Origin of the sequence: Rhodococcus sp. NPDC059968, from assembly GCF_042738615.1 — a bacterium.
Taxonomy (GTDB): Bacteria; Actinomycetota; Actinomycetes; order Mycobacteriales; family Mycobacteriaceae; genus Rhodococcus_F.
The window spans coordinates 1-9,972 of the sequence record NZ_JBHWUE010000185.1; the positions used below are offsets into that span (position 1 = coordinate 1).

Genomic DNA, 9,972 nt, shown 5'->3' on the forward strand with positions numbered 1-9,972 from the left:
CGCCACGAGTTCCACGGCGAGTGGAACTACACACTCCATCCCGCACCGGACGACACGCCCGAACCGAGCTAGATTAATTCATCACAAGCCCTAAGGCAGCAACAGTGGCCCGCAATCGAAGCGCCTCGGTGCGACCAGGATGCCGAGAATTTCCTCGCGACCCTTCGGCAGGGCCGCAGATACGGAGCTTGAAATGACAAAGGTCCCCGACGCTAAGCTCGCCCCACGCGCTGCTGCACTCCGCGGTGACGACTACCAGCACATCATCGGATGGTGGTGGATGTGCAAGGCGCTGCGCGAGGAGAACATCGAGTCAATCAGCATCGAGGATGCCTCCGGCGGTGCGTACGACGACATCGTTGTTCGCCGCCGCAACGCACCGCACACTTACTGGCAGGTCAAGACCTCTACCACGGGATCAATCGTCGTCAACGAGCAGTGGCTGACGACCGCGCCGAAAGGCGAGAACACTAGGAGCCCGCTGCAGCGTTTCTATGTGACATGGCGCTCGTTGCATGACGAGAATCCGGACAGTGAATTCTCATTCGTTACTGATCGCGCGTTTGATCACACCGATAAGTTCTTCGAGATCCTTGATCTCAAGACGCATTTCCTAAACGTAAGCAAGATCGCCGCGGCGACCAATCGAATGGATCTCGGTAAGCAACGAACTCGATGGTGTAGCCATCTCGGCATAGACGTCGACGAACTGTACCGGTTCCTCCGTGCCGTCAAGTGGGAGAATCCTGGCGGAGAGTCGCACTTCTTCGAAAGAGCGAGCGCTGCAATGGAGCTCGCCGGGCTCCTGGATGACGAGAATGCCGTGAAGCTGGGCCGTGACCTTGTCCGCGAGATTGTTACGGATGGCCTTGGCCCTCAGTCCCGTGACCAGATCAAGACCATGATCAGCGAGAATAACCTCCTCGTGACGACGGGGACCCTCTGTTTGGATGTGCATGCGATCGATCGTCGCGACGAACAACCTCACGCGAACCTCGTGATCGATCTCACCGATGTCTACGACGGCGACGAACCTGGCGAGCGATTTACGTTGAAAAGCGGGCTCGATTGGGACAACGACATCGCGCCTCGACTCAGAGACGGGGCCCGCAGCCTCGACGCCTACCGCGTCAAACGGGTCCACGTCAGGGGTTCCATGAGGCTACCGATGTGGTTCGCTGTCGGCCGAGTCCTCTCGGATACCCGCAATTGGATCCTCAGCGTTGACAATAGGACCGAGCGCTGGTCTACGACGGAGCTTCATCCGGAGGCAACGCCGAGGATTCTCAGTAGTGAGCGGGTTCGTGAGGGAGCAGATCTGGCTGTCGGCATCGCGTTAACCCATGATTTGACCGCAGCAGTAACTGAGTGGGCACGCGGTGTGGAGAGTGTTGGTTCCGTACTCATCATCGGGCCCGAGTCAGGGCCCGGTCCCACCTCTGTTCCGGACGGGAGATGGGCGACTGGATGGGCGCGCAACGCGCGAGACGTTATTGTCGCTCATCGAAACTCAGGTTATTCAGGCCGGATCCACCTGTTCTTCGCGTCCCCGCAAGGAAGCGCACTGATGCTCGGGCATTACTGGAATCTCATGCCCAAACCGACCGTCTATGAGTACATCGCACCCGCTGGGCGATACGAGCCGACGCTCACAATCTAGTGGCGCAGATCCAACATCGCGCGCGAGAAAGTGAGCAGAATGTGCTCGCCATACAGCAACGGGGTCTCGGCGGTGAGCTCGCGTCGGAAGGTCTCGCCGATGGCGGGACGGTCGGGATAGGTGGCGCCTGGAGCCCTGATCCACAACCATCCCGGTGCGCATTTCGTAGGCCTACTGCCAGCGGAACGCGCACAGCCAATGAGGTAGATCTTCGAGATGCGGGGCGACTCGGGCGTCGAAGAGGAGTCTGGGGGTGGCAGCGACGTGATGGCGCGGGCATGGCTACGACGCCGCAAACTGTTTCTGTCGGGGGCGACCTATATTCTCGGTGTTCGCCGGTGCCGTATTCGAGCGGCGCAGAGACAGGAGATTCACGGTGGGTGTGAGCGACGCGTTCCAGCAGTACCAGACCTTTGTGAACGTCGACATCGACGATGTTCGCGAGGCACGCGCTCGTCGCGACTTGTTTAAAGCAGCGTTCCTTCCAGAATTCGACGTGAAAGAAGTGATTGCCTCAGGTTCGCTGGCGCGAGGCACACATAAGAATCCGATCCATGATGTCGATGTCGTGCTCATCTTCGATGGCAGCAAGCATGAGGATTGGGGACTGCCGGGTTCTTCGGCAGAGGATGCGCTCGACCACACGCGTCGAAGGGTCAACGCTCTGCTCGGAGCCACAAACGGTACTCACGAGAAGGCGGTGCGACTGGCACGGTGGCGCAACCACGCGGTGAAGTGCTTCCTCGACGACCCGGACGATCCGGATGCATTCACTGTCGACGCGATGCCTGCGCTCCGCCGCGACGGCAAGCTGCTTATCCCGGAGGCCATTTCCGAGAAGTGGGTACCCTGTGACCCGGAGTATCTGATTTCCGAAGTCGCCAAGAAGCATGCGGAGTGGAACAAGTTCGCCGGCTCTGTCCGCATGCTGAAGGCATAGGCGTGCGAGCAGGACATCAAGGTCAAGTCGCTGGTCATGGAGGTGCTCGCGCTCGAACTCATGCCGACGGGTCACACCCAGCCCATTGCCATGAAGGAATTCTTCATCCGCGCCGCATATCACGTTGAAAGCGTTCTGCCGGTTGAAGATCCGGCAAGATTGTGCGGGCCGATTCAAAGCGATCTCGAATACGACGAGTTCGGCGCGCGGCTCCGAGACGCCGCAGACAACGCGGCTCTGGCTGTGGCTGCTCAAGTCAGTAACGACTCCGCGAAGGCTGTCAGGCTGTGGGGGGAGATCTTCGGCGACGGTTTCCCAAGCGCCCCGAAGGGCTCGACAAACCCGGCAGTCGGTGCTCCCATAGTGCCCCGCCCGGTCAAGGACACGCCGCAGGGATGAGCGCCCGCGGGGAAGAGGCCGATCTCCCGGATGCTATGACGCCGATCGTCTGGTCCGTCGCGGAACCCGGGCGTCTTGAACGTGACCTCGAAGAGGTCAGAGCATTGGTTCCGGGTGTGGAGTACGTGTCCGCAAACGATGGCTCCGACGGGGCCCTCGCTCACCACGGGGCGTGCCTAGGGGTCCTCCCGATGTGGCCGTTCGACCGCCTGGAACCAGGGCACCTGACGGACTTGCTGGGTGGCTCAGGACTCGGGTTCATCCTGCTGTACCCGGCTGCATACCCGATGGTTCCTCCGGCAATACATCCGACCAATCTGGAGCCGGAGATCATCGAACAGACCCAGTCCCGGTGGCACGTCGCTCCTGGCGGTGCCTTGTGCCTGCTACAAAGCGAAGGTGCCTGGTTGCCGGAGGCCAGTGTCGCCGAACTTCTCCTCAAGGCCGCGGGGTGGAGGATCGAGTACGCCCTCATGAAGGCCGGTGTTCTTACCCAGATGACGACCAGCGGGATCGTATCCGACGACTCCATCGACCACCTCATCCCTCAAGCCGTCGAGAGCGGTGCGACCACCGACTCCAGTGCGGTGCGGACTACCGAGACAATCGAGGAGGGTGATGTATCGGCATGACCCGTATGTCGTCCTGACGAGGGAGGCAGCCCACAAGATCGCAACGGCCTCCTCGCCTGGCGCCGAGCTGACCTTGCGGCATGCACCGTCGGAGGAGATGTACGTCGTGGACACGGTGGAGACCGTGAAGGGTGTTCGAGCCCGTGTCGACATCTCACGAGCGTACGAGGCCCTCAAATGGGGAGATAGGACGCACCAGGGCCAATGGATGCGACAGCCAGAACCCAACCTCCACGCGTTTCATCTGACAATGCTTCGGCGACCGGGTACCTCGGTGCCATTCGAACGGTTCCGGGAAATGGTTCCGGGAGTCGATGATCCAGGGACCAGTCTCGGTCTCTTGATTTCGCACGACCCGGACCTCGCACCTGAGATCCGTGAGCAGGGAGGCTGTGAGTTCGCCGGCTGGCTTATCCAACGCAGCGGCGTTCGACCACTTCACCTCGAAGTCGAGCCGGACACCATCGGCCTCGAGCAACTGGCGGGGAAGTGGCCGATCGAGGAACTAGCCGGTCGCTCGGTCATGGTCGTCGGCGTCGGAAGCATCGGCGGCGCAGCTGCGGAATCTCTTGCTGGCTACGGCATCGGTCGCCTTGAACTTGTCGATCACGACCGGTTCCTGTGGCACAACATGGTCCGTCATGTCTTGGGCGCAGAGAGCGTCGGGCGATTCAAGGTCGACGCGATGCGTACCCACCTCCAGGCCCGCTGGCCTCACCTTGACGCCAAAGCCCATCGGTTGAACGTGGTAGAAGACGCCGACGACATGCGCTCGCTCGTGCCTACTGTCGACCTCGTCCTGTGTACCGCAGACGGCATCGCCCCCCGGCGGGTTGTAAGCCACCTCGCACGCCAAGCCAAGACCCCCGCTGTCCTCGCCTGCGTTCTGGACCAGGGAGCTGTGGGCGAAGTACTGCGCCTGCGCCCAACCCCTCGCTTCGGATGTCTGCTCTGCCAACGCGCCGATCTCACAGCGAGCGGAGCTATGGACGCCGAAGCCGACCAAGAACTCGCATACGGAACCGGGCAGATCCACCAACCCATGACGGCAGTCGCCCCGGATCTCCATCTAATCGGCCAGCTCGCAGCAAAGTCCGCCGTCGCCACGATCCTCGAATCCTTGCATGGGGACCACACCCAGCGCCTTCCTGGAGAACACGCACTCATCGGCCTTCGCCCTGCCGGCGACCTTGCCCCACCTTACGATCTCGCGCGCGCCGGTGAGGTTCGCTGGGCCAGCATTCCAAAGCCCCGGGCAATCTGCTACACGTGTGGAAGCTCTCAATGACATCGACGGACATGGCCTACACCGTCCACATCCGCGACTCGGCACTTCAAGTGATCGCCACCGAAGCAGCCCGCTCATGTGATGGCCTTGAGACCGGAGGAATCCTGTTGGGCAGCAGTACAGTGAACGACCAATTCATAGTGCTCATCGCCGGGGACCCCGCCCTGCAGCGATACGAGAACCATCCCGCTTTCTCCGGGACTTGCATCACGCCCAGACCCTTGCCAACCAGGCATGGAAAGCAGAGCGCGCCCAGTGGATTGGCGAGTGGCACACCCATCCAGGCGGTCAGCCCGTTCCCAGTCCTTTCGACATGATTTCCTATGTGCGCCACCTCGAAGACCCCGAATTGGGGTTTACACAGTTCCTCAGCCTCATCGTCGCTTTTCCCGGAACTGGCGCACCGACATTGGGGGCTTGGCGCATCACCAAACATGATGCACAAGCAGTGGACATACAAGTTGTGGCAGAGAGGGATTGATGAATGAACGAAAGTTCGACCTTCAAGGAGCGTTTCTCAATAAACAGACGTCACTCGAGGCGTCCTATTCGGGAATTCGTGCCGCCACAACATATCCCGCCTAGATGGGTGACGAATCCGAAGCTGACTGGATAGCCTCATCCGGGACTTCCTTCCGCGCGCTACGAAGTCGGACCCATCTTCGCGGTCGACGCCAACGGTGCCAGCAGCGACCAAATCGACGTCGCCGTCTACGACCAGCAGTACTAACCCCAGTGGTTCAGTACAAAGCGGGCGTGCGGTTTGTCCCAGTCGAAAGCGTCTACGCCGTCTTTGAAGCTAAGCCCCCGGTGAAGGGGACGTGTGTCTGGGGGAACCCCAGCTGGGGTCCTGCGGACCGAGCACGTCGTTGACGAACACTTGGGAGCCGCGAGGAATCGGCGGGGTCGGCGCCGGCGGGGGCTGAGCCGATCAGCACCGTTGCAGTGGCCAGAGCGAGAATGGTGCCGGTGAGCCGTCCGGAGGGGATCGGCAGGGCCATGTGGGGCTCCTTGGTCAGGGAACGTGCGAAAGCGTGTGCTCACGTTAGCTGTCGTCCCGCATCGAGCTTCCGTTTCGCGTGGTTGACCGCTCGAGAGTGCTTCTGCGGCGGAGGGGCCCGGATCATGCACTCTCCGATCTGGACGAGTCGTGGAGGCGTTGCGCGGGCTGGTATCGGGTTCACGTCACAGCTATGAGGGCTGTGTAGTTGCCGGCAGCTCCTGTCAGGGTCAGGGCGGTGGTGCATTCGACGCCGGCTCCAGGAGACGAGTTCAGGTCCCGCGGCTGAGGGCCGCGCGAAGGAGTGGGTATGGGTACCGCAGAGGGGGTCGGCGTTGATTCGTGGTGGATGGCCGGGGTACACGCAGACTCGCTTGTACAAACTTAAGTACTCGATGGTATTTTAGTTTGTATACGCATTTGGGTGGGTTGGGCGGAGGTGATGGGTGTGGATCGGGCGGATCGGTTGTTGTCGGGTGCGTTGCTGTTGTTGCGTCGCGCCGAGGTTCGCGTTGTCTCGGGTGGGCCCACTGATCTGGATCTGGTTTTACCGGGCGGCGGCGCGGTGGCGGTGAAGGTCAGGGTGTTTGGGAGGCCGCCGACCCCGAGCATTGTCGAGGGACTACGTGATGGGCATCGAAAGGACCGGTTCCTGCTTGTCACGCCCCGTGCGACGTCGTATTTGCGGGATCTAGCGGCGGAGGGGGTGGTGGATGTGATCGCGGTCGAGGAGGGTTGTGTCGTCATCGGGGGTGTCGAACACACCGCGGCGGCGTCGGCCGAGGCCGGGTCGGAGGTAGGGGCTTTGCGGCGTGGTCGTCGGCCGTGGACGCGGTGGGCGGTCGAACGCTTGCTGTTGTTGGCCGAGCAGCCGTTGACGCAGGTCGAGCTGGCTGCGGTGTTGCAGGTCACGCAGCAGTCGGTCTCGCATGTGTTGCGGGGTCATCGGTTCGCGTCGCGCACCGACCGTGGGTGGGTGATCGGGCAGCGTGCCGAGGCCCTCGATGAGTTGCTCGAGGAGTATCCGGGTCCCGGTGGCGCGTCGACGTACTGGTACGGACTCGATCCTGCGGTGCGGCAGGCGGAGGCGGCCGCAACGTGGTGCGCTGAGCGGGGTGTGGGGTGTGTGTTGACCGGGGATGTGGCCGCGGATGTGTACGCGCCGTGGCGGTTACCGGCGGTGGCCGGGCTGTACAGCAGCGAGTTGTTGGACTTCACGGCGGCCGGTTTCACCCCGGCCACCGATGCGGAGTACACGCTGGTGGTCACGGTGCCGCAGGACCGGACCCTGTGGCGCACCGCGGCCGCGGCGGCACAACCGAGGGCGCGGGTCGATCCGATCATCGCGTTGCACGATGTGCTCGCCGGCCCGGGCCCGGATGCGGCGGAGGCCGGCGAGCATCTGCGCGAAGCGATCCTGGACGGCGCCTGGCGTGGTTGACGTGGTGCGGATCGATGCCGCCTCCAACGCGGCGGATCTGGGGTTGCGGGCGTTGGCGGATCTCGCTGCCGCCGCCTCAGGGCAGGACTACCGCATCATCGGCGGTCACATGGTGCACATTCTCAGCCACGTGTATCCCACCGAGGCGGCGGTGGCGCGGGTGACGGCGGACGCGGATGCGGGCATGGACGCCGTCGTTGCTGGTGGCGCGGATCTGCATGCGAACCTTCTCGCGCGCGGTTATCGGCGTGTGCGGGGTAATCACTATCAGGCCCAGTCCGGCGACGACACACCCCTGGCAGTAGATCTGCTCGTGCCGCTGACGACCGGCCGGCGCATGGACACCGTGTACGTGGGGGAGCACGGTTTCGATGCCATTCCGGGGCTGAGTCTGGCGTTGGCCGCCCCGCCGGTCGGGGTGTCGGTCCACGCGCGCCTGCACCGGGGAGACACGCTGGTCTTCGATGTGCTGGTTCCTGACGTCGAGGCCGCGGTGGTTCTGAAGGCGCTTGCGTGGCATAGTCGTTCCGCGGCCAAGGATGTCGCCGATCTCTGCTCGCTGATGGCCATCGTGCACGAGCACAAGGCGCGACTGACGGGATGGAAGCTCGGCACCGCTCAGAGCGGAACACGCGGGGACGCTGCACGGGCGTTGTATGTCCTGGTGGCGATGATCGATCGGCAGCAGCGGATCGAGGGTCTCACCATTCCGGCTGTGCGACTGGGAGCGCTGATTCGAGCCCACATACGCGAGCCCGTGCCCGGTCGGTAACGCAATGTATTTTGAATGGGTGTTCGGCGCGAAGCGCTGCTGTCAGTGCAATATGCCGTCAGTCAGGTGCTGGGTACCGAGCGGGCACGTCTGAATTCGGTCCGGGAGGCGCTCCGCGCCGGCGACAGCGCGTTGCACCGCCGGTTGCTGCCGATCCGGGAGGAGGCCGGCCTGCCGGAGGAGATCTCGGCGCTGCGCTGTTCGATGTGATCGCGTGGATGGACGGCAAGTACCGCGGCCTCGGAGAGCGCTCGGACCGACCCGGAAAGGTGCCACGTCCCGGGGTGGCCGCGGTCGACTCCCTGGCAATTCACCATGGGGAGGATGGGGCTTCGGGCAGCTGCCGCATTTCAAGCACGTGGAGGCCCACGGACTGGAAGCGGTTAAGCAGCCCGTAGAGATGGGCTTCGTCGATCACGGTGCCGTAGAACAGGGTCTGATCGGACAGGACGGCGCGGTCCAGTTCGGGGAACGCTTCGGCCAGTGCGTCCGACACGAGGTCGGCGACGCGGAATTCGTAGCGCATGTGCACTCATTTCTCGACGGCCGTGACTGGGCCGACCATGTTGATCTTCTGCCTGAACGTGCTATTCGGGTTGTTCGAGGGCGTCGGTGATGCGGTCGTGGATCGGTGGTTTCGAGGTTCTGGCCGGCGGTGCGGGCGGCAGCGTGGGCGCGGGTGTATTCGTCGTCGCTGAGCCGAATGGGGATGCGGTGGGCGGGGCCTGGGGTGGGCTGTTGGGCCAGTTCGCGTCTGAGGTGCTCACGCATCTCGCTGATGGGTAGGGGTGCGAGGTCGGTGAGGATTTGAGCGCCGGTGGAGGCGGGGTCGTCGAGCAGGGCAAGGAGGAGGAGGTGGTCGGTGCCGATCTCCTCGTGCCTGAGCAGGGCCCTCTGGCACAGGCTGCCCTCGAGGACCTTCTTCGTTTTCGCCGGTGTTTGGGATGTGCCCCGCGGCCGGGGCGGATCCCGCCGGTGTGCTGACACCCCCGAGCTTGCTCTCGAGTGCCAGGCGCGGTGACGCCCCACGAAGTCAGCGCTGCCGCTCCGGGGCCGCCGGCGTCAAAGATCCCGACCAGCAGGTGTTCGGTGCCGACGGAGTCCTGTGGTGGGTGCGGGCGGCGCCGGCGGCGAGGACGACCACCCGGCGGGCTTGATCGGAGAATCTCTCGAACACCATGACGCGCTCCCTCCCCATGCGTCGCCGCGAGCGACGCGATCCGCTGCTGAAACTCTGCTGCCCATTCTGGGCGGTGTGTAGGTGGTTATGGGTGGGATCGACGCGACCTCGGAACTCGCGGGCGTAATGGTGCTGTGACCTGGTGTGATGACATGTCCCCGGTTTGTGATGTGAGGTTGCCGGCGCCGTGTCGGGGGAGGGCCGGCGCCGGGGTGTCGGCGGCGAGCGGGTGTCTGTTTCGTCCGGTTTTGAGGCGTTTTTGAAAGATGTTGATTGACAACATCTTTCGGTAATCAGTTGATCAGTAGGTTTTTACGTGTGTTGTGCACAAACGTCAGCTTGTAAGGTTCGGAATTTATTATTAATCAACAAGTTTGGGTGTTTGTAGATTTTCGACTGTTTTTGGGTTGTGTGTAGGTTGGGTGGTATGCTGTGGGTATGACATGGAGCGGTGCGGGAAGGCGAGTGGGCGGCAGGTCGGGCGTACCTTCCCGTTTCCCCGGCCTCGTTGGGGTGTGGGGGACCGGATCGAACGTGGCGATTAAAAGCGCAGGTGAGAACCTAATCTGGGAAACTCAGAGGAGCGAAGCGACTCGATCGACGGCAACGGGAATCGACCCACTGCGAGCCGCGCAGCGGCTCCCTGGCGGGGAGCGAAGC

General features: G+C 63.0%; 12 protein-coding genes. 9 read left to right on the forward strand and 3 right to left on the reverse strand.

The window, feature by feature from the left end:
* Positions 1 to 193 precede the first annotated feature (193 nt).
* The 9 genes from ACFWAY_RS51880 (at position 194) to ACFWAY_RS51920 (ending at position 8,342) form a co-directional block, all read left to right on the forward strand.
* Positions 194 to 1,660 (forward strand): SAVED domain-containing protein, encoded by a 1,467-nt coding sequence (locus tag ACFWAY_RS51880; RefSeq protein ID WP_378516277.1) that lies wholly within the window; start codon positions 194 to 196, stop codon positions 1,658 to 1,660.
* A 376-nt stretch (positions 1,661 to 2,036) separates the two neighbouring features.
* Positions 2,037 to 2,600 carry a nucleotidyltransferase domain-containing protein gene (locus tag ACFWAY_RS51885; protein ID WP_378516278.1) on the forward strand — a complete coding sequence of 188 codons (564 nt, stop codon included), beginning with the start codon at positions 2,037 to 2,039 and terminating at the stop codon, positions 2,598 to 2,600.
* Between the two features lie 36 nt (positions 2,601 to 2,636).
* Entirely contained in the window at positions 2,637 to 2,999 is a 363-nt protein-coding gene (locus ACFWAY_RS51890; RefSeq protein ID WP_378516279.1) for a hypothetical protein, read from the forward strand.
* Positions 2,996 to 3,631 (forward strand): hypothetical protein, encoded by a 636-nt coding sequence (locus ACFWAY_RS51895; protein ID WP_378516280.1) that lies wholly within the window; start codon positions 2,996 to 2,998, stop codon positions 3,629 to 3,631. Before ACFWAY_RS51890 ends, ACFWAY_RS51895 begins: the two co-directional genes overlap by 4 nt.
* Positions 3,618 to 4,919: a HesA/MoeB/ThiF family protein gene (locus ACFWAY_RS51900; RefSeq protein WP_378516281.1), complete on the forward strand. Its 1,302-nt coding sequence runs from the start codon at positions 3,618 to 3,620 to the stop codon at positions 4,917 to 4,919. Before ACFWAY_RS51895 ends, ACFWAY_RS51900 begins: the two co-directional genes overlap by 14 nt.
* 202 nt (positions 4,920 to 5,121) lie before the next feature.
* Positions 5,122 to 5,400, forward strand: a complete 279-nt coding sequence (locus ACFWAY_RS51905; RefSeq protein WP_378516282.1) for a Mov34/MPN/PAD-1 family protein — start codon at positions 5,122 to 5,124, stop codon at positions 5,398 to 5,400.
* Between the two features lie 967 nt (positions 5,401 to 6,367).
* A complete protein-coding gene (locus ACFWAY_RS51910) occupies positions 6,368 to 7,360 on the forward strand; it encodes a hypothetical protein (RefSeq protein ID WP_378516283.1) in 993 nt (330 codons plus the stop codon).
* Positions 7,353 to 8,132 (forward strand): hypothetical protein, encoded by a 780-nt coding sequence (locus ACFWAY_RS51915; protein ID WP_378516284.1) that lies wholly within the window; start codon positions 7,353 to 7,355, stop codon positions 8,130 to 8,132. The genes ACFWAY_RS51910 and ACFWAY_RS51915 overlap by 8 nt, the downstream gene beginning before the upstream one ends.
* Before the next feature lie 15 nt (positions 8,133 to 8,147).
* Positions 8,148 to 8,342, forward strand: coding sequence for a DUF6308 family protein (locus ACFWAY_RS51920; protein ID WP_378516285.1), 195 nt, complete (start codon positions 8,148 to 8,150; stop codon positions 8,340 to 8,342).
* Between the two features lie 100 nt (positions 8,343 to 8,442).
* Here ACFWAY_RS51920 and ACFWAY_RS51925 read toward each other — a convergent pair whose 3' ends face one another.
* Genes ACFWAY_RS51925 through ACFWAY_RS51935 form a run of 3 tightly spaced genes read right to left on the reverse strand, consistent with a single transcriptional unit; the run spans position 8,443 to position 9,312 of the window.
* Positions 8,443 to 8,628 (reverse strand): hypothetical protein, encoded by a 186-nt coding sequence (locus ACFWAY_RS51925; RefSeq protein WP_378516286.1) that lies wholly within the window; start codon positions 8,626 to 8,628, stop codon positions 8,443 to 8,445.
* On the reverse strand, positions 8,547 to 9,161 hold the full coding sequence (locus ACFWAY_RS51930; protein WP_378516287.1) for a Clp protease N-terminal domain-containing protein: 615 nt from the start codon (positions 9,159 to 9,161) through the stop codon (positions 8,547 to 8,549). The genes ACFWAY_RS51925 and ACFWAY_RS51930 overlap by 82 nt, the downstream gene beginning before the upstream one ends.
* A gap of 4 nt (positions 9,162 to 9,165) precedes the next feature.
* Positions 9,166 to 9,312 carry a hypothetical protein gene (locus ACFWAY_RS51935; RefSeq protein WP_378516288.1) on the reverse strand — a complete coding sequence of 49 codons (147 nt, stop codon included), beginning with the start codon at positions 9,310 to 9,312 and terminating at the stop codon, positions 9,166 to 9,168.
* Positions 9,313 to 9,972: the final 660 nt, after the last annotated feature.